At 44.4% G+C, this 23,218-nt stretch carries 22 protein-coding genes; 14 read left to right on the top strand and 8 right to left on the bottom strand.

What is annotated here, in order from left to right:
* Positions 1-124 precede the first annotated feature (124 nt).
* Positions 125-856 carry a pyridoxine 5'-phosphate synthase gene (locus ACDQ55_RS10620; RefSeq protein ID WP_420981364.1) on the top strand — a complete coding sequence of 244 codons (732 nt, stop codon included), beginning with the start codon at positions 125-127 and terminating at the stop codon, positions 854-856.
* 142 nt (positions 857-998) lie between these two features.
* Here ACDQ55_RS10620 and lon read toward each other — a convergent pair whose 3' ends face one another.
* From lon to ACDQ55_RS10590, 6 genes are all read right to left on the bottom strand, one after another.
* Positions 999-3,401 (bottom strand): endopeptidase La, encoded by a 2,403-nt coding sequence (gene lon / locus ACDQ55_RS10615; RefSeq protein ID WP_420981363.1) that lies wholly within the window; start codon positions 3,399-3,401, stop codon positions 999-1,001.
* A 225-nt stretch (positions 3,402-3,626) separates the two neighbouring features.
* Complete coding sequence (locus tag ACDQ55_RS10610) at positions 3,627-4,232, bottom strand: porin family protein (protein WP_420981362.1); 606 nt, start codon at positions 4,230-4,232, stop codon at positions 3,627-3,629.
* Between the two features lie 112 nt (positions 4,233-4,344).
* Positions 4,345-5,253, bottom strand: coding sequence for a hypothetical protein (locus ACDQ55_RS10605; RefSeq protein WP_420981361.1), 909 nt, complete (start codon positions 5,251-5,253; stop codon positions 4,345-4,347).
* Positions 5,254-5,470: 217 nt separating this feature from the next.
* Positions 5,471-6,736 (bottom strand): metallophosphoesterase, encoded by a 1,266-nt coding sequence (locus ACDQ55_RS10600; RefSeq protein ID WP_420981360.1) that lies wholly within the window; start codon positions 6,734-6,736, stop codon positions 5,471-5,473.
* A gap of 584 nt (positions 6,737-7,320) precedes the next feature.
* A complete protein-coding gene (locus ACDQ55_RS10595) occupies positions 7,321-7,704 on the bottom strand; it encodes a hypothetical protein (protein WP_420981359.1) in 384 nt (127 codons plus the stop codon).
* 74 nt (positions 7,705-7,778) lie between these two features.
* The gene (locus ACDQ55_RS10590) at positions 7,779-8,312 is read right to left on the bottom strand and encodes a Crp/Fnr family transcriptional regulator (protein ID WP_420981358.1); all 534 of its coding nucleotides are present in this window, start codon (positions 8,310-8,312) and stop codon (positions 7,779-7,781) included.
* A gap of 619 nt (positions 8,313-8,931) precedes the next feature.
* Here ACDQ55_RS10590 and ACDQ55_RS10585 point away from each other — a divergent pair.
* The 9 genes from ACDQ55_RS10585 (at position 8,932) to ACDQ55_RS10545 (ending at position 16,609) form a co-directional block, all read left to right on the top strand.
* Positions 8,932-9,612 carry a metal-dependent hydrolase gene (locus tag ACDQ55_RS10585; protein WP_420981357.1) on the top strand — a complete coding sequence of 227 codons (681 nt, stop codon included), beginning with the start codon at positions 8,932-8,934 and terminating at the stop codon, positions 9,610-9,612.
* A gap of 67 nt (positions 9,613-9,679) precedes the next feature.
* Complete coding sequence (locus ACDQ55_RS10580) at positions 9,680-10,501, top strand: ParA family protein (protein WP_420981356.1); 822 nt, start codon at positions 9,680-9,682, stop codon at positions 10,499-10,501.
* Positions 10,485-11,402 carry a ParB/RepB/Spo0J family partition protein gene (locus ACDQ55_RS10575; RefSeq protein ID WP_420981355.1) on the top strand — a complete coding sequence of 306 codons (918 nt, stop codon included), beginning with the start codon at positions 10,485-10,487 and terminating at the stop codon, positions 11,400-11,402. Before ACDQ55_RS10580 ends, ACDQ55_RS10575 begins: the two co-directional genes overlap by 17 nt.
* Complete coding sequence (locus tag ACDQ55_RS10570) at positions 11,395-12,102, top strand: DUF5683 domain-containing protein (RefSeq protein WP_420981354.1); 708 nt, start codon at positions 11,395-11,397, stop codon at positions 12,100-12,102. Before ACDQ55_RS10575 ends, ACDQ55_RS10570 begins: the two co-directional genes overlap by 8 nt.
* 41 nt (positions 12,103-12,143) lie before the next feature.
* On the top strand, positions 12,144-12,860 hold the full coding sequence (dapB, locus tag ACDQ55_RS10565; RefSeq protein WP_420981353.1) for a 4-hydroxy-tetrahydrodipicolinate reductase: 717 nt from the start codon (positions 12,144-12,146) through the stop codon (positions 12,858-12,860).
* A gap of 123 nt (positions 12,861-12,983) precedes the next feature.
* The gene (locus tag ACDQ55_RS10560; protein WP_420981352.1) at positions 12,984-13,400 is read left to right on the top strand and encodes an RrF2 family transcriptional regulator; all 417 of its coding nucleotides are present in this window, start codon (positions 12,984-12,986) and stop codon (positions 13,398-13,400) included.
* Positions 13,401-13,642: 242 nt separating this feature from the next.
* Positions 13,643-14,326, top strand: a complete 684-nt coding sequence (locus ACDQ55_RS10555; protein ID WP_420981351.1) for a phosphoadenylyl-sulfate reductase — start codon at positions 13,643-13,645, stop codon at positions 14,324-14,326.
* A gap of 39 nt (positions 14,327-14,365) precedes the next feature.
* Positions 14,366-15,274, top strand: a complete 909-nt coding sequence (gene cysD, locus ACDQ55_RS10550; protein WP_420981350.1) for a sulfate adenylyltransferase subunit CysD — start codon at positions 14,366-14,368, stop codon at positions 15,272-15,274.
* Positions 15,275-15,358: 84 nt separating this feature from the next.
* Positions 15,359-16,609, top strand: coding sequence for a sulfate adenylyltransferase subunit 1 (locus ACDQ55_RS10545; RefSeq protein WP_420981349.1), 1,251 nt, complete (start codon positions 15,359-15,361; stop codon positions 16,607-16,609).
* A 172-nt stretch (positions 16,610-16,781) separates the two neighbouring features.
* Here ACDQ55_RS10545 and ACDQ55_RS10540 read toward each other — a convergent pair whose 3' ends face one another.
* Positions 16,782-17,720: an NAD-dependent epimerase/dehydratase family protein gene (locus ACDQ55_RS10540; protein WP_420981348.1), complete on the bottom strand. Its 939-nt coding sequence runs from the start codon at positions 17,718-17,720 to the stop codon at positions 16,782-16,784.
* Between the two features lie 274 nt (positions 17,721-17,994).
* Between ACDQ55_RS10540 and kdsA the strand changes: the two genes are divergently transcribed.
* Positions 17,995-18,816 carry a 3-deoxy-8-phosphooctulonate synthase gene (kdsA, locus tag ACDQ55_RS10535; RefSeq protein ID WP_420981347.1) on the top strand — a complete coding sequence of 274 codons (822 nt, stop codon included), beginning with the start codon at positions 17,995-17,997 and terminating at the stop codon, positions 18,814-18,816.
* 182 nt (positions 18,817-18,998) lie between these two features.
* Positions 18,999-19,400, top strand: coding sequence for a hypothetical protein (locus ACDQ55_RS10530; protein ID WP_420981346.1), 402 nt, complete (start codon positions 18,999-19,001; stop codon positions 19,398-19,400).
* A gap of 88 nt (positions 19,401-19,488) precedes the next feature.
* Here the strand turns inward: ACDQ55_RS10530 and ACDQ55_RS10525 are convergent, their stop codons facing one another.
* The gene (locus ACDQ55_RS10525; protein ID WP_420981345.1) at positions 19,489-19,710 is read right to left on the bottom strand and encodes a PspC domain-containing protein; all 222 of its coding nucleotides are present in this window, start codon (positions 19,708-19,710) and stop codon (positions 19,489-19,491) included.
* 345 nt (positions 19,711-20,055) lie between these two features.
* Here ACDQ55_RS10525 and ACDQ55_RS10520 point away from each other — a divergent pair, with 345 nt between their 5' ends.
* Positions 20,056-22,326, top strand: coding sequence for an aconitate hydratase (locus tag ACDQ55_RS10520; protein WP_420981344.1), 2,271 nt, complete (start codon positions 20,056-20,058; stop codon positions 22,324-22,326).
* 306 nt (positions 22,327-22,632) lie between these two features.
* Positions 22,633-23,214, top strand: a complete 582-nt coding sequence (locus ACDQ55_RS10515) for a TIGR00730 family Rossman fold protein (protein ID WP_420981343.1) — start codon at positions 22,633-22,635, stop codon at positions 23,212-23,214.
* Positions 23,215-23,218 lie beyond the last annotated feature (4 nt).

The following is a 23,218-nucleotide window of genomic DNA, read 5'->3' as shown; positions in this document are numbered from 1 at the left end:
ATATGATTGAAGCAGCAGAACCTGCTGTTCTGCTGCTTTCTTTTTGCACTTCCGCACCTAATGCTACTCCCCGAATTCTATGCAGCTGCTTTGCACTTTCTGCTATAAGAAGTAATTTTGCAGCATGACAAAGCTGAGTGTAAACATCAACAAGTTTGCGACCCTACGCAATGCACGCGGGGGCAATCTACCAGACATATTAAAAGTAGCGCAGGATTGTGAACGCTTCGGCGCCGAAGGCATTACCGTTCACCCTCGCCCCGACGAACGTCATATTCGCTACCAGGACGTAAGGGATCTTAAACCGCTGGTTACTACAGAATTCAATATTGAAGGTTATCCTTCACAAGATTTCATGGACCTGGTGCTCGCTGTAAAACCAGACCAATGTACCCTGGTACCCGATCCCCCGAATGCGATTACTTCCAATACCGGATGGGATACCGTAGAATACCAATCATTTTTGAAAGATGTGATCAGCACCCTGAAAAAAGCAGGCATCCGCGTATCCATTTTCCTCAATGCAGACGTAAGCAAGGTAGCCGGTGCCAAAACCGCCGGGGCAGACCGTATAGAGCTTTATACCGGCCCATACGCAGAAGAATATACGAATGCCCGTACACAGCCGCAAAACCTGCAGTTGTTCAACGACTATAAAAATACCGCCAAGGAGGCCACCGCTATAGGCCTACACCTCAATGCAGGCCATGATCTGAATCTGGACAATCTCCGCTTCTTTAAACTGCACATCCCCCAATTGAAAGAAGTATCTATCGGTCACGCGCTGGTAGTAGATGCGCTCTATTTCGGATTGGAAAATACCATACAACTCTATAAAAGGCAGTTGGCAGACTAGCTAAACAATAAAGCCATTCCGGTTCGGAATGGCTTTATCAACCCTTAAAACAATCAACATGAAGTTCATAGCGGGGTCACAACAAAACCGATATGAACAGTATATAATTTGCCGTCATGACTGACAGCAATGTTACGCGTTGTTACCTCTTTAATAACGCAATTTCTAGCACTTGGTTCATTTGCCGCACATAATGGAATTTCATCCCCTTAATATAGGCAGGATTAATATCCTTGATATCTTTTTCATTTTGCCAGCAAAGGATAATTTCCCGTATACCTGCCCTTTTGGCGGCCAGGATTTTCTCCTTAATGCCTCCTACTGGCAATACCTGTCCACGTAAGGTGATCTCCCCGGTCATAGCCAGGTAAGACTTCACTTTACGCCCGGTATATATGGAAGCCAGGGCCGTTAACATGGTAATGCCCGCGCTAGGCCCGTCTTTAGGCACAGCCCCTTCCGGCACATGCACATGTACGCTCTTTTGGGAAAATAGTTTTGAGTCGATATTCCACGTTGCGCCATGTGATTGTAGGTAGGTAAGCGCCGTTACAGCCGACTCCTTCATCACATTTCCCAGGTTACCGGTGAGCTTCAGTTCTCCTTTCCCTTCGCTGAGGCTGCTTTCTATAAACAGGATATCCCCGCCTACATAAGTCCAAGCTAATCCTACAGCCACTCCCGGCGGATTGCCTACCTTATAGATCTCGTTGGAATAACGCGGTTTTCCCAGTATCCGTTGCAAATCAGCTCCTGTCAGCGTTTCAGGTGCGGCCTCTTCCAGGGCTACCTGTTTGGCCAGGTTACGCATTATGGCGGCAAATTGCCGGTCCAGTTCACGTACCCCGCTCTCACGGGTATAATCCGCAATCAGCTGCTCGATTACCTGGTTGCTTATGCGTACTTTTACATCGTTCAGGCCATGGGCATCCCTTTGCTTAGGTATCAGGTGCCTTTTGGCTATTTCCACCTTTTCTTCGATAGAATATCCACTCAGGTCAATAATTTCCAGCCTGTCGCGCAAAGCGGGATGGATAGAATTGATGTTATTGGCGGTGGCAATAAACAATACCTTGCTGAGATCGTACTCCAGCTCCAGGTAGTTGTCGTAAAAAGTACCGTTTTGCTCAGGGTCCAATACTTCCAACAGTGCGGAACTAGGATCGCCCCGCATATCGTTACCTATTTTATCGATTTCGTCGAGGATCATCACCGGGTTGGAAGATTTCACTTTCCGGATAGACTGTACCACCCTACCTGGCATAGCGCCGATATAGGTTTTGCGGTGGCCACGGATTTCGCTTTCGTCATGTAAACCGCCCAGGCTCAAACGCACATATTTACGCCCTACTGCGTTAGCGATAGAACGTCCCAGGGAGGTTTTACCGATACCCGGAGGACCTACAAAACATAGAATAGGAGATTTCATGTCTCCTTTCAGTTTCAACACAGCCAGGTATTCGAGTATACGTTCTTTGATCCTTTCCATGCCGTAATGGTCATGGTCTAATATTTTCTTCGCCTTTTTCAGGTCATAACTATCGGTAGTATATTCGCCCCAGGGCAAATCCAACAGTAAGTCGAGGTGATTATATACCACGCTGTAATCCGGCGTGCTGGGATGCATCCGCTCCAGTTTCTCAATCCCTTTGGCAAAAGTTTCTGCGGCGGCAGCCGGCCATTTCTTTTCTTCTGCCTTCCGCTTCATTTCCTTCAGTTCCCGGTCGTTGGCGTCTCCTCCCAGTTCTTCCTTGATGGATTTCATCTGCTGCTGCAGGAAATAATCCCTTTGCTGCTTATCAAGATCCGCCTTGGTTTTATTAGTAATCTTATTTTTCAGTTCTGCCAACTGTAATTCTGTCTGCAATAATTTCATCAACAGCTCTGCACGTGTACGCAAATTATTGATTTCCAACAGCTCCTGTTTTTCTTTCAAGTCTGAATTCAGGTTGGAAGAAACGAAATGCACCAGGAAAGAGGCATTTTCAATATTTTTTAGGATAATACTGGCTTCAGAGGGCAGGTTGGGCGACAGTTGAATGATCTGTGCTGCCAGGTCCTTGATAGAAGAAATATATGCTTCAAATTCAGAATCATCTTCTGCTGCTTCATCCTGCAATACACTAATTCTGGCCTTGAAATAAGGATCTTCCGCTACAATTTCATCGATTTTGAAACGTTTGCGGCCCTGAATAATGATGGTAGTGCCACCATCGGGCATTTTAATGAGCTTTACAATCCGTGCTACTGTTCCTACTCCACTTAAATCCGCTACAGTCGGGTCTTCAATGGTGCTGTCCTTTTGTGCCACCACTCCAATCGACTTATCGGTTTTGTAAGCGTCGTTTACCGCTTTTATAGATTTATCCCGGCCTACCGTAATCGGCAGCACTACACCCGGAAACAATACTGTATTTCGTAATGGTAATAATGCCAGTTCATCGGGAATCTTTTCATCCTCCTGTCCCTCCCCATCTTCATTCAAAGGGATAATAGGCATGAACTCCATTTCATCTTCCGAATTTCCTAAATAAAATCTGTTCATCTGAGATATTTAAAGCCTCACGAGGACAATCTGTCATACTTCACACGACAAGTCCTCTTTTTTTAATGCATACCTACCTTGTCAAGTTTGATGCCAAGTGACGCTCTGTCAGGTGGAAAGTAAATGCATTTTTTATCGCCGGCCGATAAAAAACCAAGGCGCAAAAGCCTTTCCTCAGAAAGCACTTTTGCGCCTTAACGCATCCCTTTATGTGTATAATGGAACTTAGAAAGAAACGCCTACTCCCAACTGTATGCCCTGGTTTTTCCAGTTGCTGGTATTGGTAACGCTATTGATACCTTTTACATCATTAAAGCCGATGATATAACGCGCACTTATGTTGATAATGGGCAATTGCAACCATAACCCGGCCACACCTGAAATTTCTCCACCTTTAAATGCTTCATTGGCAGCACCCAAAACTTTTCTATCACTTACTAAAGCACCAAATTGTGGTCCTACCTGGAGCTTGAAACGTGGAGTACCTAAATCAATATTGGCTAATAACGGAATGCTGAGGTAATTAAGGCTGATTTTCTTACGATTTTCGGAAGTACTTACGCCTTCATAGATTTTGTCGAAATTATCTGCTGTTTCCGTTTTGCTGGAAGAAAATATCAGTTCTCCCTGCACGCCAAAGCCTTTCACCAAATTTACCTGTGCAAATGCGCCCAGGTGGTAACCTAATTTAAAACCATCCTGAAAGCCGGTTCCGTCGAGTTTTCCAAGATTAGCGCCGCCTTTAACACCGAAGCGGAGAAACTTTGTTTGAGCATTAACAGTGGTAGCAGCAGCAAGCATGAACGCTGCAGCAAAGAACAGTTTTTTCATAAATGTATGTATTGTTAGTAATGGTTAAAATATAGACGTCGACGGTAAACAATACCCCTACGCTGCTATTGCGGTCCGATACATACAAAATCCGTGCTATTTGTTAAAAGAATCAAAAACTATATGCTATGCGGGTAGTGAAATAACCCATAACACCTTGATCATCACCGGTTAAAGATTTAAATAAAGTGAGGGAAGGCGTTAGATTAATATGCCCGATAAAGTAGGAAACATTCATGGTAAGATCCAACACGCGCGGCTCAAACCCCGTATGGTCCTTGAAGTTAAGCTCTCCTCCCGGATGCTTTTTGATCTGTACCACTTTAGGTGAGTGGGTCATATATTGCAAGGCCTTGAGATTGCTGTAATAGTTAGCGGTTCCCATTGTCAGGTTAAGCGCTGGCGTAAACATCAATACATCTGACCTGGCAGCCAGGCCGGAAAAAACAAAAGGGTGCCTTAGGGCAGCAATTATATTAAAATCGTTGCCTCGCAAGGTTTCCCGCCTGCATACTCCTTCAGAAATATCGGTTCCCCAGCCATAATCCAAACTAATGCCTGGTTGGAGCCACCATTTGCGGTAATAGAAATAAGCAAACATTTCATTTTTAATCGGGGTTGTAGGCACATCGCTGGAATCAGCAAACGCATACCGGGTATAGGAAATACCGGTCAGGAAATCTTTATGTTTCGTATAGTCGTAGCCAGCAGTAAAATCCCATTCAAACCAAGGTTTATGAATAGACTTAAAAAGGTAATAGGCGCTAATACCCGCATAAAAACCACTTTTATGGTAGTAGCCCAGAGAAGGGGCAATATATGTTTTCAGAACGATAGGCAACTCCTGGGTAGTTACCTTAGTTCCATATGCAGGATTATTACCGTATCCAACCCCCACTACTACTTCACTTTTTTGCTGTTTATCCAGCAGCGAATCAAGCTGCTTTTCCAGCTCGGCTAAAGTTTGTCCCACTCCAACACGGCTACATAACAATAGGAAAATTAAGAAGTATAGGCGCATGATCAATTTAGTACGTATGCGCAATATAAACCGTAAATGAATACTGAGTGGTCTTCACCCTATGAATAGGATGAATATCCGGTTAAATGCTACTTTTCTATCGGTCAGTAAGGAAAAGAGGCAGCCTCATACCTTTGAGGCTGCCTCTTTTCAGCTGGGTCAGGTATATCGTTGTTTTAAGCTATTCCCCATTTGATACATCCTCCAACGGGATCGCTTATACGAGATCTATGACGGTGATTTCAGGTAGGATACCTACCCTGCCTGGGTATCCCAGGAAACCGAATCCCCTGTTTACATACAGGAACTGCTCCCCTTTCTTGTACAATCCTGCCCATTCTTTATAAAAGTATTGGGCCGGACTCCATTTCAGGCCCGGGATCTCCACCCCGAACTGCATGCCATGGGTATGGCCGGCCAGCGTCAGGGCAATATCAGGATATTCAGGCCTTACCTGTGCATCCCAATGGGTGGGATCATGTGAAAGGAGGATCTTGAAAGGTATATCTGCGGTGCCTTCATACGCGCGTTTCAGATCACCATAGCGGGGAAAACGTTTGATAGCGCTCCAGTTTTCTACACCCAGCAAAGCAATTTTATCGTTACCTCTTTGGAAAATATTGTTTTCATTCATCATGAGTTTCCAGCCCAGGTTGGCATGCACTTCTTTGAGGTGCTCCAGGTTTTCGTGTTGCATAGCGCTATAACCGTTGGGCGTTTTATCTGGCCAGGGGTAATAGTCGCCGTAATCGTGGTTGCCCAGAGTAGAATATACGCCCATAGGGGCTTTCACCTCCCTGAACACCTCCATCCACGCAGCCATTTCTACCGCCCGGTCGTTTACCAGGTCGCCGGTAAACAGCACCAGGTCGGCTTTTTGTGCGTTGATCATTCTCACGCCTTTCAGTACTGCTTCACGGTTGGCAAAGCTACCGGAATGGATATCCGAAATCTGTACAATGCGCATCCCTTTAAAAGAAGCCGGGAGGTGCCGGAATGCCAGCTTCACCTTGCGCACATGATAATTATATTTATTAGAGAAACCATAAACCAGGGTACCAAAGAGCGTTCCGCCGGTAACAAGTCCCAGCCTGCTCAGGAACTGGGAGCGCGACATCCCACTGGTGATGCTACTGGCCGAAGCGGAAGGCTGGGCGGTAAATTTACGGAATACCCATACCACCACCCTTCTTATATCATCTATCAGCAAAAATACCACTACCAGTAACTTGGCCAATATCATTCCCATAAAAATGGCCATGAGATAAGACTTCAACGTAGGAGGCCAGTTATGCCACTGGATATAGGGCAGCAAAGCAATAACCAGCAGGCTAATGGCAGAGTAAGCCCAGTATATGGCGTAAGTAATATTCCTGACCCTGGGGGTAGACATATATACGATCGCCCTGATGGCCTGGAAAACGTAAATATCAAGTATAAGTAGAAAAGCTATTAATATAAAGGAGTTCAATCCTGTTCGCATTATTAAAATTTAATATAAATAAATAATCGGGCAATATAAGTCAACTAATCTGCTCCAAAAAGTTAAAACAAGTTAGTGTATGGTTACAGACGAATAACAGTTAGAAGAATTGTATGTTTTATTTTTTTATTAAAAATACACAGAAGAAAGCAACATAAAGAAAGTAGCACAAAGTCAATGAGTTAAGATTGCCTTACACACTTCCCCTCTCAATTCACGTTTTACCAAACAGGTTTTATAACAACTTCTTTTTCTCTTTTCATATAAGCGACTAAGAGAAAAGAAGGAAGGAAAGCTTAATAAGGAAAATAGACGAGCAAAATGAAAAATAGGATTAGGTTAATACCTAATCCTATTTTTTGCACTTTTGTTTTTTGATTTACAATGAAAATAAATGCAATGAGCACCATTAATCGTTACCTATACGACAACTCACCTAGTAAAATGCTCTTTATAAGCTTCTGTAGTGATTTTTTCTAAGAAAAAGACATCATCTAATATCATTGAGTAGATACTTCGCTCTTCTTCATTGAAGACCCTTCCGACATAATATATATTTTAAGGCAATGACTAAAAATAGAAAATTACAAAGCGGACCCTAAATGTTTCCCGGCTTCCGAGCCATCAATTAAAAAAGTAAGCTCATCGCAACTAACAATTTTTCCATCGAATATTTTAAACTCTGCAAATACCTTATGCGTAGTGAATGATCCATCCTTCAAAACAGAGCGTACCTGATGCTTGGTAAATACAGTTTCTTTTTCACTAACACAATTTAGGACATCTACATGTACTGTTTGGATCAAATCTTTTAATTTTTGAATATGCTTTTTGAAGTGTTCTAGGTCCAAAGTGGCGTGATCCACTGTTTGCGTATATTGATCTGCAAAATATTGATGAATTAACTTTTCATCATAAAGAGGGTTTTCGATAATGTCTCTTAGCATTCCTTTTACTATTGTTTCCATTTTTATAACTTTTTAAATTATGTATACAAAAGTGGAACATAATAGGAGCTTGTGTGATAACAATTGTTAATTAATCATCGACGATTGCGAATTCTGCTTAAGGAAACGGAAGTTATTCCTAAATAAGAAGCAATATAATGCTGGGGCACACGCTGAATAATTTCTGGAGCAGATTGCAATAACTCTTGATATCTTTTTTCAGGTTTTTCTTTGATTCGGGCAATAAGCAATTTTTGATACGATAATAGACGCTGAATAAGATACTCATTAAAGGCTTTCAAAAGTATCATATCACCTTGTAGTAAATCCAACATCTTACGCTTATCAATGGATAACAATTCAGCATCTTCGATAGTTTCAACTGAATAAAGACTTTGCTTATCATACCAAAAACTCTCTATACTGCAGAAGAACTGAACCTCAAAAAGAAATTGGAAGGTTATCTCTTTTCCTTCGTGAAGTGTCCAACCTCGAAGTACACCTTTTTTTAAATAGTAGAATTTTTTCGAACGTTTTCCTTCTTCTATTATTGTCGTTTTAGCTTTTACAGATTCTGTAGTAAAGTACTCCCGAAGTAGTTCAAATAAAGCGTCATTGATAGTATCCATAAACAAAAATAAAGCTAGATGGATTAGATACTCAATATAAGTAAATATATAAAATATCTTTAAGTGTTGGGGATAACTTACAAAATAACGCTATCTTTCTGAGATAGCATTAAATCAATATCTAGATTATCGATGAGTTTTCTACTCTCTTCTATTTTTTATATTTTTGAAACCGAATTACAAGGAAAATTAGAGAAGAGGCATGCTGTAAGCACAGTTACTTCATCATTACCACTTGCGTTTGGCTAACATATAAAGTGTTAATTATAAGATATTTTATATTTTCTTACTCTTTTTAATAAAAAAAGCGTATAAGAGTACATTTGCTGGCCGGCGGCACCCAACACAATAATTTTAATATTTTAATAATATATTAAATTTAGCCTTGCCGGGCCGGATAAAAACCGATCATTCAACGGATAAAGCACCTGTTCTGCGAAGAGTTTGTGTATAAATAAATATACTGCAGCACCTGAATTTTACGTAATCGTTGTATTTTTGTCCGATTAAGCTACTTTTATTAGCGCTATCTTTAAATATATAAGGCGTAGATTAATTACGGATTACGGAGAGTAAAGCTCCCCGTTCTTTTTTCGTGATATTTTCAAATGGATTGATTATGAAGTATACATGCTACGGGCACTCTTGTTTTGCGGTGGAAATTAAAGGAAAAAAAATCCTTTTCGACCCTTTCATTACCCATAATGAACTGGCAAAAAAAGTAGATATCCATGCCATAACGGCGGATTATATTTTTGTTTCCCATGGCCACGAAGACCATATAGCAGATTTGATAGATCTGGCTAAAAGGACTGGCGCCAAGGTGGTTTCTAACTTCGAAATTGTTACCTGGGCGGGCAAACAGGGCATAGAAAACCTGCACCCGATGAATACCGGCGGTAAATGGAAATTTGATTTCGGTACGGTGAAATGTACTGCGGCCCAACATTCCAGCAGCTTGCCGGATGGCACCTACGGTGGCAACCCGATGGGCTTCATATTTATGACAGACGAAGGCAATTTTTATTATTCCGGCGATACATCACTGACACTCGATATGGAGTTGGTACCTGCAGTAACCACGCTCGATTTTGCTGTTTTACCCATTGGGGATAATTTCACCATGGGTATAGAAGATGCCATTGCTGCCGCTGAACTGATTGAATGCGACAAGATCATTGGCGTACATTACGATACCTTCGGCTACGTTAAAATAGATACTAACGAAGCCAAAATGCAGTTCATAGACGCAGGGCTTGAACTGTTGCTTCCTGAAATCGGAAGTACCATAGAGGTTTGAGGAAGAAGCGATCATTGATAATTTATCCTTTATCCTATAAATAAACCTTTGAATTTTAAATTACACAATGGCTAGAATAATCGCAATCGCTAACCAGAAAGGTGGCGTAGGAAAAACTACAAGTGCAATAAACCTGGCAAGCAGCCTGGCTGTGCTGGAATTTAAAACACTGTTGGTAGACGCCGACCCGCAGGCCAACAGTACTACAGGATTGGGTTTCGACCTGCGCAACGTGCAGCAAAGTCTGTATGACTGTATGGTAAACGATGTGCAGGCCAAAGACGTGGTGCTGGAATCCGATACCCCTAACCTGAAAGTACTGCCCTCCCATATCGACCTGGTAGGCGCCGAACTGGAGCTCATCAGCCACCCCAACCGGGAAAGGGTAATGAAGCAAGTGATAGACAGCGTAGAAGCCGATTATGATTTTGTAATTGTAGATTGTTCTCCTTCCCTAGGTCTCATTACCGTAAACGCCCTGGTGGCTTCCAATTCCGTGATCATCCCCGTACAATGCGAGTTTTTCGCACTGGAAGGCCTGGGTAAATTGCTCAATACCATTAAAATTGTGCAAAGCCGCCTGAATATTGAACTGGAAATTGAAGGTATCCTGATGACCATGTACGACGGCCGTTTACGTTTAAGCAATCAGGTAGTAGATGAGGTAAAACAACATTTCGAAGAAAGCGTTTTCAATACCATCATTCACCGTAATACAAAACTGGGTGAAGCACCCAGCTTTGGCAAATCCGTAATTATGTACGATGCCGCCAGTACCGGCGCTATTAACTACCTGAACCTGGCTAAAGAGATCCTTCAGAAACATAATTACACCAAAATTAAATCCAAAGACAAAATTCTAGCTATAAACGATGACCAATCCAAGTAAGAAAGAGGCATTGGGTAAAGGCATCCGCTCACTGCTTCAAAACATCGATACAGATCTGAAGCAAACCGCCGGAGCCCTGGGTGAGAAGGTAGTAGCTACTGCTACCGGTATAGAGCGCATATCGCTGGAGCAGATTGTTACCAATCCGAAACAGCCGCGCCGCGACTTTGATGAGGTTGCTTTACAGGAACTGAGCCAGTCTATCAAATTGCATGATGTGATCCAGCCCATTACGGTGTCTAAGATCAGCAATAAAAAATTCCAGCTCATTGCCGGTGAAAGACGTTTAAGGGCCAGTAAACTGGCCGGCCTGAAAGATATTCCGGCCTACGTACGCCAGGTAAACGACCAGGAACTACTGGAACTAGCCCTGCTGGAAAACCTGCAACGGGAAAACCTCAATGCGATTGAAGTAGGATTGAGCTATAAACGTTTAATGGAAGAATGCAGTCTTACCCAGGAACAGGTGGCCGACCGCATGGGTAAGGAAAGAAGTACCGTGACTAACTACATCCGTTTACTGAAACTGCCGCCAGACATCCAGGTAGCTGTAAGGAACGGACAACTCAGTATGGGACATGCCCGTGTGCTCACTGGTGTGGAAAACGTGGAAAACCAACTTTTCCTGTACAACGAAATACTGAAAAACGGCTTATCTGTCAGACAAACCGAAGAACTGGCGCGCAGAATCAATCAAACCGATAAAAACAATCAACAAAAATCCGCCAAATTAAAATTACCTCCTGCCTTTCAAAAAATTCAGGACAACCTGGCTACCCACTTTTCTACCAAAGTAAAGCTGGATAGAGGAAAAAATGGAAAAGGAAGCATTTTGATTGAATTCTATTCGGATGAAGAACTGGATAGCATTCTGGATAAAATAGATATATACGGTGGCTAATAAGGCTGGGAACATATTTCGTTCATTCAATTATTTTTTATTGTTACTGCTGGCGGGTGTAATTACTGTACCCCTGAAAGCACAGGGAACTTTACGCCCCATCGCTACAACAATAGATACCCTGGTACGCCCTACTCTGGCGCCAGCAACAGATACCGTAAAGAAAGCAAGCCAATCGCTTTTTACCGACTCAGCCTACGTTCCCAATGCCAAACTGCCGCATAGCCCGCGTAAAGCCGCTCTCTATTCGGCCGTATTGCCAGGGCTCGGACAGGCTTACAACCGGGAATACTGGAAAATTCCGCTCGTATATGCAGCTATTGGTACTTGTACTTATTTCTTTATCGACAACATGAATACGTATAAGCTATTCCGCGATGCTTACCGCCTGCGGGTAGACGGCAACCCGGATACCAATGATACCGGCGAAACCGTGAAATATGATACCGAATCACTGAAACTGAACCGGGACCAGTTCCGGCAATATGTAGACTATTCCGTACTGTTTTTCGTATTGGCTTATGGGCTAAATATTGTAGACGCTACCGTATTTGCCCATCTGCGCAGCTTCGATATGTCCGACGATCTCAGTATGCGCGTATCTCCTACATTGATCAATAACCGCACCCTGGGCATTGGCGTCAATATTTCCATTGGCGGCAAAAAGGCCAGAAAAGCCGGGTATTTCGCCGGCCGCTGATCATTCACTTATCAATCAATATAAAATAACTAGCAAGGGTCATGAAAATTGCGCTTATCGGATATGGTAAAATGGGAAAGGCAATAGATGCTATTGCCACTGCTAAAGGACATGAAGTCATTCTCCGGGTAGACCTCAATAGCCAGCATCTGCTGGAAAAAGAACACCTGGAAAAGGCAGACGTAGCTATTGAATTTACCACCCCGGAAACAGCCTATCACAACATTTTAAAATGCTTCGAATCCAATGTGCCTGTTGTATGCGGCACCACTGGCTGGCTCGATAAACTCCCGGAAATAAAAGAACACTGCGAACAACAGCACCAGGCCTTCCTGCATGCTACCAACTTCAGTATCGGCGTTAATATATTCTTTGAGGTGAACAAAAAACTGGCAGCCCTTATGGCCAGCCAACCTCAATACGACGTATGGATGGAAGAAATCCATCATACCCAGAAAAAAGATGCGCCCAGCGGCACTGCCATCACCCTGGCAGAACAGGTACTGGCTGCCGTAACCCGCAAAACCGGCTGGGTAAATGCAGAAAACCAGCAACCGGAAAACCTGTCCATCATCTCCAAAAGGATTGATCCAGCTCCCGGTACCCACACCATCACTTATACTTCTGCAATCGACGATATTACCATCACACACACCGCTCACTCCCGGGAAGGCTTTGCTTCCGGCGCAGTAGTAGCCGCCGAATGGCTGAAAGGCAAAACCGGCGTGTTTACAATGAGAGATGTGTTGAATTTGTAGGAGTTAGCGAATAGCCGCTGGCCGCTAACTGCTGGCTGCTATGAAGAATCTACTTATCTTTGCAAGAATAAACAATGCTCACCGCATTATTAGTTCATCCGGGAGGGATGCAAATCAGTCAGTATGTTATCGAAAAAAACACAATACGCATTTCACGCATTAGTATATCTGGCAGAGAATGTAGATAAAGGTCCTGTACTTATATCAGAGATTGCACAGGAAAAGAATATCTCCATCAAATTCCTGGAAAATATATTACTGGAATTAAAAAATGCCGGCATTCTGGGCAGCAAAAAAGGGAAAGGAGGCGGCTATTACCTGATGAGGCCTCCCAAGGAAATCGCACTGGCAAAAATTATCCGCCTGCTCGATGGCCCTATTGCCCTGCTGCCTTGCGTAAGCCTCAACTATTACGAACGTTGTGAAAATTGCCGCGACGAAGCCGTTTGCGGACTCAATGACGTAATGGGAAAAGTAAGGGATTCTGCGCTGAAAATCCTAGAGAACAAATCATTAAAAGATATCCTTACCCGTAACTAACGGGTTAAGCGCTTTCTTATAAAAGTGATAAGATTAATTTCTTTGCAAAAAGCCGGCAATAGCCGGCTTTTTGCTTACACTCCTACTGATAAGCCCCAATTCCCCCGTCCTGTAAAGCTTTTATAAAAATAAATATCCATACTTAGTCTATCTTTTTTATAGGTTTTATGTATTTTTGTTAATGGAGTAAGTGGCAGTTACTCCGCTGGCACTAGACATATCAATCAATAAGACAGATCTATATGACAGACATTACCACCGCACTGGCTAACAAACCCGTGGAGGAGGCCATACAGTTCCTACTGGAGCAATACCCCGGAGCTGTTGCATTTTCCACCTCCTTTGGCCAGGAAGACCAGGTAATCGCAGATATTATCTGGCGTAACCACTTGCCGGTTAGCGTATTCACCCTGGATACCGGCCGCCTCTTTCAAGAAACCTATGATGTGATGGACCTTACCATGGCCCGTTATAAACAAGCTATAAAAGTTTACTTCCCCGAAGCAGCAGCCGTAGAGCAACTGGTAACCGCCAAAGGCCCTAATAGCTTCTATGAATCTGTAGAAAACCGCAAAGCATGTTGTGGCATCCGTAAAATAATGCCGCTCAATCGCGCACTGGAAGGCGTAAAAGTGTGGATCACCGGGCTCCGGGCCGAACAATCCGAGCACCGGCAAAACATGGAAATCATCGAATGGGACGAACACAGGAACCTCTATAAATACAACCCGCTGATCCATTGGGGATACGGCGAAGTGTTGGCTTACCTCGAAAAATATCAGGTGCCTTACAATAAACTGCATGATAAAGGTTTTGTAAGCATCGGCTGCACCCCCTGTACCCGTGCCATTGAGCCGGGAGAAAACCCCAGGGCAGGCCGCTGGTGGTGGGAACAATCGCAGAAAGAATGCGGACTGCACGGGTAAGTTTTGACATTCAGTATTCAGCTTAAATTATTATCGTCCATGACTAATCAGATAAATTGGGAATTTCCCCAGGCACTGGAAGATGAAGCCATTTATATCCTTCGGGAAACAGTAGCCCAGTTCGAAAAACCCGTGCTACTTTTCTCCGGTGGCAAAGATTCTATTACCCTTGTGCGGTTGGCACAAAAAGCTTTTTACCCTGGTAAAATCCCTTTTCCCTTGCTCCATGTAGACACTGGCCATAACTTTCCGGAAACCATCGCTTTCCGCGATTGGCTGGTAAGCTCACTTGGGCTTAACATCATTGTAAGAAATGTGCAGGATAGCATAGACCAGGGAAAAGTACAGGAAGAAACAGGTAAATATGCCAGTAGGAACGCCCTGCAAACCGTTACCCTCCTCGATGCCATTGAAGAGGGTAAATTCGACGCCTGCATCGGCGGCGCCCGGCGCGATGAAGAAAAAGCCCGCGCTAAAGAAAGGATCTTCTCTGTACGCGACGAATTCGGTCAATGGAACGCCAAAATGCAACGCCCGGAGCTATTCGATATCCTGAATGGCAAAATCAATATAGGCGAAAACGTAAGGGTGTTCCCCATCTCTAACTGGACAGAGCTGGATGTATGGAACTATATTGTGCGGGAAAAGCTGGAAATCCCCTCTATTTACTTCTCCCATGAAAGAGAAATCATTGAAAGAGATGGGCTTTATTGGCCCTGTTCCCCTTTCCTCAATATCACCGAAGAGGAAGTGCCTTTCCGCCAGAAAGTACGCTTCCGTACCGTAGGCGATATGACCTGTACCGCCGCCGTGCTCTCTGAAGCAGATAAACTGGAAGACATCATCGCCGAAATCATGGAAGCAAAAATATCAGAACGTGGCGCCCGCATCGACGACAAACGCTCCGAAGCCGCCATGGAAAAAAGAAAACAGGCAGGATACTTTTAACTGCCAACCACTAAAAGCAATATTTAATTGACTCTTTATAACAGTGCCGGTACAACCGCCACTGCATTAAAACCCAACAAGATTATGGAGGTTTTACGTATAGCCACTTCCGGTAGCGTTGACGATGGTAAAAGTACTTTAATAGGCCGTTTATTATACGACACCCATTCCATCCCACAGGATAAAATGGAAGCCCTGGCTGCAGCCAGCAAACGTAAAGGATTAGATTTTACAGACCTGTCGCTGCTCACCGACGGCCTGGTGGCGGAGCGGGAACAAGGTATCACCATAGACGTAGCCCACATCTACTTTTCTACGCCTACCCGCAAATATATCATTGCCGATACTCCCGGGCATATTGAATATACCCGCAACATGGTAACCGGCGCTTCCAATGCGCAAGTATCACTGATACTCATCGACGCCCGCAGAGGCATTGTAGAGCAAACCCACCGCCACTTCTTTATCGCCAACCTCCTGCGCATTCCTTATCTGGTTGTATGCGTCAACAAAATGGACCTGGTTGAGTATAATGAAGCCCGATTTAACCAGATTATGGAAGATTTTCAGCAAATGCTGGATCAGGCCAGTTACAAAGGACAACAAGTGACCTTTATCCCTATTTCTTCCCTCTACGGCGAAAACGTGGCTGCCCATACCGGCGCTATCAACTGGTACCAGGGCCCTACCCTGCTCAACTATCTTGAACAGGTACAATTCAACGAGGAAGACCGCCGACGCCCGGCCCGCTTCCCCATTCAAAGCGTGATCCGCCCCAGAACTACCGAATACCACGATTTCCGTGGCTTTGCCGGTAAAGTAGCCAGCGGCCATTTCAATGTAGGCGATGAAGTAGTTTCCCTCCCTTCCGGACAGAAAAGCCGGATTAAAACCATTGAGCAATTTGAAAAACAACTCACAGCAGCGCATACACGGGAAAGCGTGGTTATTACCCTGGAAGATGAAATAGACAGCAGCCGCGGGAATATGCTGGTTAAACCAGCCGAAGCCCCTGCACAATTAAAGGAAATCAACGCCGATATCTGCTGGATGGATCAACAAAAACTGACCACGGGTAAAACCTACCTCCTGCAACATGGCGTAAACCGGGTAAAGGCCAAGGTGCAACAGATTAACTACGTTACAGACGTTACCAACCATGTACAAGTAACCGGTAAAACAGATATGAGCTTGAACGATATAGGCCGGATCACATTAAAAACAGCGGCACCCATCTTTGCAGACGCTTATCACGAAAACCCCGCCAATGGCGCATTTATCCTCATAGATGAATACAATAACACCACTGTGGCAGTTGGCTTTAATGTGATATAGGGTGGTATGGGTAATCAAAACAATTTACTAAGGATAGTATTTTTTTGACAAAAAAGAGGGGCGTATCAGCAGTATGATACACACCCCTCTTTTATTCGGGTACCTGTTTAAACGATTCTCAGAGACTCTATGTATTGTTTGATGCCTCTTCTTTTATCGATCGTACAGTGTATTAAAGATTTTGCAACATGTCGGCAGTCATACGGGCCAGGTCGTATTCCGGCTTCCAGCCCCAATCCTGGCGGGCCAGGGTATCGTCTATGCTGTTAGGCCAGCCGTCGGCGATTTGTTGGCGGTAATCCGGTTCATAGTCCATGGTAAATGCGGGAATATGTTTTTTGATCTCTGCGCCGATCTCTTTGGGAGAGAAGCTCATCGCAGAAAGATTATACGCGGAACGGATCGAAATCTTGGAGGCATCCGCTTCCATTAGCTCAATGGTAGCGCGGATAGCATCCGGCATATACATCATTGGCAGGTAAGTATCTTCCGAAAGGAAACTCGTATACTGCTGACGTTCTTTGGCTTCGTGGAAGATCTCTACAGCATAATCTGTAGTACCGCCGCCTGGTGCTGATTTATAGCTGATCAGCCCAGGATAACGCAAACTTCTCACGTCTACGCCAAAACGATGGCTATAGTATTCGCACCAACGCTCGCCGGCAAATTTGCTGATACCGTAAATCGTAGTTGGCTCTATCACCGTATGTTGCGGCGTTTCCTGAGCAGGTGAATTAGGTCCGAATACCGCAATGGAACTAGGCCAGTATACTTTGTCGAGGTTTTCCTCTTTGGCAATGTCCAACACGTTCAACAGGCTTTGCATATTGATATGCCAGGCCAGCAGAGGATTTTTTTCACCAGTGGCAGATAAGATCGCTGCCAGCAGGTACACCTGGGTGATATTATGGCGGATCACCAATACGTGCAACATTTCCTTGTTCATCACATCCAACGATACATAAGGGCCGGTACCTTTCAGTAATTCGTGCTCCTCACGAAGATCGGATGCTACCACGTTGGCATCTCCATACATCTTTCTTAAGGCTAAGGTGAGCTCTACGCCAATTTGTCCACAGGCGCCTATTACCAGAATCTTATCTTTCTTCATACAACAATATAATTGTCTGCTATTTTTTTAAATCGGACCGTAATATTAAACGGTTAACCGCTATTTCTACACATGACCTTCCGGCTGATGACAATGCGATAACAATAAAAACAGGTAGCAGTGAGCCGAACTGTTTCTGGATTACAATATTATGACAATAATTACAAAAAATCCAAATCCATATGAAGTAATGATCTCCTTCGATAGCCCTATGCTTTACCTGATATTGACTATCTTTGCACCTTCAATTAATTGACCCAATTTTTTTCAGGATATGAAGCACTTAAAATCATTGTTCAAAGAACAATACAACCCGGAGAATTTTTTCCTGATTGCAGGCCCCTGCGTAATTGAAGAAGAAGAGCTCCTGATGACTGTAGCAGAGAAAATAACAAGCATCTGTAAACGGTTAGCCATTCCATATATTTTCAAAGCTTCTTATCGTAAAGCAAACCGCACCAGTATGCATTCTTTTACCGGTATTGGTGATGTAGAAGGACTGGAATTATTGCAGAAGGTGGGTAAAACTTTTAACGTACCTGTCACCTCTGATATTCACTCTGCTGCCGAAGCAGCCATGGCTGCTGCTTACGTAGACGTGCTGCAAATTCCGGCCTTCCTTTGCCGGCAAACAGACATTCTCCTGGCTGCCGCCGAAACCGGCAAAGTGGTGAATGTGAAAAAAGGACAATTCCTGAGCGGAGAAGCCATGAAATTTGCAGTAGAAAAGATCAAAGGCGCTGGTAACGATCATATTATCCTCACCGAACGGGGTACCACCTTCGGGTATCAAGACCTGGTGGTAGATTACCGCAATATTCCCATCATGAAATACCTGGGCGAGCCGGTAGTAATGGATTGTACCCACTCCTTGCAACAACCCAACCAAACCAGTGGCGTTACCGGCGGTAACCCACAAATGATCAGCACCATCGCCAAAGCAGCTATTGCTACCGGTGCAGATGGTTTGTTCATAGAAACACATCCCGATCCTGCCAATGCCAAATCCGATGGCGCCAATATGTTGCGCCTCGACCTGCTGGAAGAGCTCCTGGAAAAACTGGTGGCCCTCCGCGAAGTGGCGAGAAAAATATAACCGGTAGCGGTTAGCTATCTGCCATAAAAAACGCAACGGCTCCACGACGGCCCGTTGCGTTTTTTTATGGCACAACATTAACGTTGCTGCCAGCGGCCAGCAGCCAAAATGCACCGCAAAAAGAACCTTTTTTTGTGTCCACTGTTTTCTGTAAATTCATAACACACAAAACTCAGTTCACTATGATTAATATTCACGAATTAAAATCAGGTGATACCATCATCACCAATTACGGTGGAACAGAAAAAGCAGGAAAAATTGTGCAGGTAGATCATGAAGATAAAAAAGTGCTGGTAGCCACTGACGAAAACGAATACTGGTATGATCTGGACAGCCTTCTGCCTGTTCATTTGACTGAGGCCGCCCTGTTGAATTTGCAATTTCATGTAGACGAAAATGCTTCTTCCGGTGCAGGAGGCAAACTGTTTGTAAGAGGCCCCTTCTCTGTCCGTTGGTTCCAGGAAGGCCACAAACCCTTATTACAACTGCATTACAGAGATGAAACCAGATATCTCAATGAGCCCATCACACTCAACGAATTACAGAACCATTATCACCAGATGACGAATTTCCACCTGGACTAACCATCAGCTTACTAACATAAACAGGGGCCAATAAAAAGTAAACCTTAGGTATACTTTTCATTGGCCCATGTTTACGTTTTAAAATTTTTTAAAGGTAACGCAATGGATTCCTTCTGGCATGTTGGATATAATTTTTCATATTAACCCAAAATGCGAGGATCATATAAACAATGAGTGGAGAACCCATTGCAAGAAAGGTGGCGTAAATGAAAAAGATGCGTATTCTGGATGTGGCAACTCCCAGTTTATCTCCAATAGCGGCACATACACCGAACGCTTTCCATTCCACGAAATCTTTAATCTGGTTCATGAACCAAATTTATCAAATTCCAGCTGGAAAAACAAGCAAAAAACAAGTAATACATGATATCTTCTATATGTCTCAATATCAGTGGGTTTACCTTATAGCGCCACTTCCTCCTGCATGAGAAAGTTAGCCGAAACAAAAGCATTCTCTTTAATATAACATTTTTTAATAACTTTTCAGACCTGAAAAAATGCTGTATTCCCTTATTCTGCCTGGATTTAAATAAACTTTTTTCGTACCAGAAGTTTATGCACACCTCCCTACATCTTAAGTATTTAATTTAAAAACTTATTGTTTTTAGTTAATTTTGCGTGCAATTTTTAACCGCTCTTAAATTATTTTTTTCCCATGGTGTTTGATATTGACATGATTAAAAAAGTGTATGCGGCACTCCCGGGTAAGGTGGAAGCAACCCGTACGATGTTAGGTCGTCCGCTGACACTTGCCGAGAAGATTTTGTACGCTCACCTGTATGCACCTACTACCACGCCCTACGAAAGAGGCAAATCATACGTTGAATTTGCTCCGGATCGCGTAGCTATGCAGGATGCAACCGCCCAGATGGCATTGCTCCAGTTTATGACCTGCGGCCGTGATAAAGTTGCGGTTCCCTCCACTGTTCACTGTGACCACCTTATACAAGCCAAAGTAGGCGCGGAAAAAGATCTGGCGACTGCAATTGACACCAATAAAGAAGTTTACGATTTCCTTTCTTCTATTTCTGATAAATACGGTATCGGTTTCTGGAAACCAGGTGCTGGTATCATCCACCAGGTAGTGTTGGAAAACTACGCGTTCCCTGGCGGTATGATGATTGGTACCGATTCCCATACTCCCAATGCCGGCGGTTTAGGCATGGTAGCTATTGGCGTAGGCGGTGCCGACGCAGTAGACGTTATGGCCGGCCTGCCCTGGGAGCTGAAAATGCCGAAACTGATCGGTGTGAAGCTCACTGGTAAAATGAGCGGCTGGACATCTGCCAAAGATATTATCCTGAAAGTAGCAGGTATCCTCACTGTAAAAGGTGGTACTGGCGCTATTGTGGAATACTTCGGTGAAGGTGCTGATAGCTTCAGCGCTACCGGTAAAGCCACCATCTGTAACATGGGTGCTGAAATTGGTGCTACCTGCTCACTGTTTGCATACGACACCAAAATGGCTGATTACCTGAAAATCACTGGCAGAGCAGACGTAGCCGCCCTCGCCGATGAAGTAAGAGAACACCTACGCCCGGATGCAGCAGTATATGCAGATCCTGCAAAATACTACGACCAAGTTATTGAAATCAACCTCGATGAACTGGAACCTTATGTAAATGGTCCTTTCACTCCGGATCTGGCATGGCCTATCTCCAAGTTTGCACAGGCAGTAAAAGAAAACAACTGGCCCGACAAACTGGATGTAGCCCTCATCGGTTCCTGCACCAACTCTTCTTACGAAGATATCTCCCGCTCCGCATCGCTGGCACAACAGGCGATCAACAAGCAGCTGGATATGAAGTCTGAATACACCATCACTCCAGGTTCTGAACTGGTACGTTATACCATCGAAAGAGACGGTTTGCTGAATACCTTTGACCAGGTAGGCGGTGTGGTGCTGGCAAACGCCTGCGGCCCCTGCATCGGTCAATGGGCTCGTCATATCGACGATCCTAACCGCAAAAACTCCATCATCACTTCCTTCAACCGTAACTTTGCGAAAAGAAATGATGGTTACGCTTCTACCCACGCATTCGTAGCTTCTCCGGAAATTGTGACTGCGTTGGCCATTGCCGGTAGCCTGTCTTTTAACCCGCTCACGGATAAACTGAAAAACAAGAACGGTGAAGAAGTAATGCTGGACGAACCAGTAGGTTACGAACTGCCGCTGCAAGGCTTCGCAGTAGAAGATGCCGGTTACCAGGCGCCTGCCGAAGACGGTAGCGGCGTACAGGTAATCGTATCCCCTACTTCCGATCGTCTGCAACTGCTCGAAGCATTTGCTGCATGGGAAGGCACCGACTTAACAGGTCTGAAGCTCCTGATCAAAGCAAAAGGTAAATGCACCACCGACCACATCTCTATGGCTGGCCCATGGCTGAAATACCGCGGTCACCTGGATAACATCTCCAATAACATGCTGATTGGTGCGGTAAACGCATTCAACGATAAAACCGATAACGTTAAGAACGCCTTAACCGGCGCTTACGGTGCGGTTCCTGCTACTATGCGCGACTACAAAGCCAATGGTTTGGGCGCTGTAGTAGTAGGTGATGAAAACTACGGTGAAGGCTCCAGCCGCGAACACGCTGCCATGGAACCCCGTCACCTCGGCGTTCGTGCTATCCTGGTAAAATCTTTTGCCCGTATCCACGAAACCAACCTGAAAAAACAAGGTATGCTCGGTTTAACCTTCGCTAACAAAGAAGATTACGACAAAATCCAGGAAGACGATACAATTGATATCACCGGCCTGGCTACCTTCGCTCCAGGTAAACAACTGACTGTTGTATTGCATCACCAGGATGGCAGCTCAGAAGAATTCCCTGTAAACCACACGTACAACGAACAACAGATCGAGTGGTTTAAAGCAGGTGGCGCACTGAACGTTATCCGTGCAGAAGCTGCCCAAAAAGCTTAATCATTGTAATAAGCATATGGAAAAACGGGCAAAGATTTTTGCCCGTTTTTCTTTTTATCTCACCCCCCGTTTTATGACGGATTTCGACCTGCATATACTGGGGCAGATCCAGCAGCCTATCAAATTTATACTCAACAAATACGGCAGGAATACAGCGTGTACCCCGACCAGATATACTGCCCCGGCCATAAAAAGCTATGCAATATTTCCTGGACATGCCCTCCATTTTCCGGACGGCAGTCTTCCGGGAATTATACGAAACCTCTGCCAGGGAAAATATCCAGGCAGAAATAGACCATTTATAATATGAAAAGTATTGTAGTTTTTTGCGGCTCCAGCGCCGGCAATCACCCTGTTTACTTACAACAGGCCATGCAATTGGGCGCTGCCCTTGCCCAACGCAATATTACTTTAGTATATGGAGGCGCAAAAGTAGGCCTCATGGGCGCCGTAGCAGATAGCTGCCTGCAAGCCGGCGGTAAAGTGATAGGCGTATTACCCCATTTCCTGCAACAAAAGGAAGTAGCCCACGAAGGGCTTACCACGCTCATCCTGGTAAACACCATGCATGAACGTAAAACAAAAATGAATGAACTTGGCGACGGCGTTATTGCATTACCCGGCGGCTTTGGCACAATGGAAGAGTTATTTGAAATGCTCACCTGGGGACAATTAGGGCTGCATAAAAAACCAATAGGATTGCTGAATACCAACGGTTTTTACAACAGTCTTATACAATTGTCGCAAACAATGACGGAACACGGCTTCCTCAAGGCGGAAAACCGCGACATGCTATTGCACAGCGATAACCTGGAAGACCTGTTGCTAAAGATGGAAAACTATCAACCGCCAACACAAAGTAAATGGATTACCCCTGCACAGAGCTGATACG

The sequence above is a fragment of the Chitinophaga sp. 30R24 genome (genome assembly GCF_049056765.1).
GTDB lineage: Bacteria > Bacteroidota > Bacteroidia > Chitinophagales > Chitinophagaceae > Chitinophaga.
The sequence above is the reverse complement of the archived record's forward strand: the minus strand, read 5'-3'. Positions and strand labels throughout refer to the sequence as shown.

Excerpts from the sequence above, each read along its gene's own strand:
- ACDQ55_RS10620 (WP_420981364.1), top strand. The coding sequence starts at position 125 with ATGACAAAGCTGAGTGTAAACATCAACAAGTTTGCGACCCTACGCAAT.
- lon (WP_420981363.1), bottom strand. The coding sequence starts at position 3,401 with ATGAACAGATTTTATTTAGGAAATTCGGAAGATGAAATGGAGTTCATG.
- ACDQ55_RS10610 (WP_420981362.1), bottom strand. The coding sequence starts at position 4,232 with ATGAAAAAACTGTTCTTTGCTGCAGCGTTCATGCTTGCTGCTGCTACC.
- ACDQ55_RS10605 (WP_420981361.1), bottom strand. The coding sequence starts at position 5,253 with ATGCGCCTATACTTCTTAATTTTCCTATTGTTATGTAGCCGTGTTGGA.
- ACDQ55_RS10600 (WP_420981360.1), bottom strand. The coding sequence starts at position 6,736 with ATGCGAACAGGATTGAACTCCTTTATATTAATAGCTTTTCTACTTATA.
- ACDQ55_RS10595 (WP_420981359.1), bottom strand. The coding sequence starts at position 7,704 with ATGGAAACAATAGTAAAAGGAATGCTAAGAGACATTATCGAAAACCCT.
- ACDQ55_RS10590 (WP_420981358.1), bottom strand. The coding sequence starts at position 8,312 with ATGGATACTATCAATGACGCTTTATTTGAACTACTTCGGGAGTACTTT.
- ACDQ55_RS10585 (WP_420981357.1), top strand. The coding sequence starts at position 8,932 with ATGAAGTATACATGCTACGGGCACTCTTGTTTTGCGGTGGAAATTAAA.
- ACDQ55_RS10580 (WP_420981356.1), top strand. The coding sequence starts at position 9,680 with ATGGCTAGAATAATCGCAATCGCTAACCAGAAAGGTGGCGTAGGAAAA.
- ACDQ55_RS10575 (WP_420981355.1), top strand. The coding sequence starts at position 10,485 with ATGACCAATCCAAGTAAGAAAGAGGCATTGGGTAAAGGCATCCGCTCA.
- dapB (WP_420981353.1), top strand. The coding sequence starts at position 12,144 with ATGAAAATTGCGCTTATCGGATATGGTAAAATGGGAAAGGCAATAGAT.
- ACDQ55_RS10560 (WP_420981352.1), top strand. The coding sequence starts at position 12,984 with ATGTTATCGAAAAAAACACAATACGCATTTCACGCATTAGTATATCTG.
- ACDQ55_RS10555 (WP_420981351.1), top strand. The coding sequence starts at position 13,643 with ATGACAGACATTACCACCGCACTGGCTAACAAACCCGTGGAGGAGGCC.
- cysD (WP_420981350.1), top strand. The coding sequence starts at position 14,366 with ATGACTAATCAGATAAATTGGGAATTTCCCCAGGCACTGGAAGATGAA.
- ACDQ55_RS10545 (WP_420981349.1), top strand. The coding sequence starts at position 15,359 with ATGGAGGTTTTACGTATAGCCACTTCCGGTAGCGTTGACGATGGTAAA.
- ACDQ55_RS10540 (WP_420981348.1), bottom strand. The coding sequence starts at position 17,720 with ATGAAGAAAGATAAGATTCTGGTAATAGGCGCCTGTGGACAAATTGGC.
- kdsA (WP_420981347.1), top strand. The coding sequence starts at position 17,995 with ATGAAGCACTTAAAATCATTGTTCAAAGAACAATACAACCCGGAGAAT.
- ACDQ55_RS10530 (WP_420981346.1), top strand. The coding sequence starts at position 18,999 with ATGATTAATATTCACGAATTAAAATCAGGTGATACCATCATCACCAAT.
- ACDQ55_RS10525 (WP_420981345.1), bottom strand. The coding sequence starts at position 19,710 with ATGAACCAGATTAAAGATTTCGTGGAATGGAAAGCGTTCGGTGTATGT.
- ACDQ55_RS10520 (WP_420981344.1), top strand. The coding sequence starts at position 20,056 with ATGGTGTTTGATATTGACATGATTAAAAAAGTGTATGCGGCACTCCCG.
- ACDQ55_RS10515 (WP_420981343.1), top strand. The coding sequence starts at position 22,633 with ATGAAAAGTATTGTAGTTTTTTGCGGCTCCAGCGCCGGCAATCACCCT.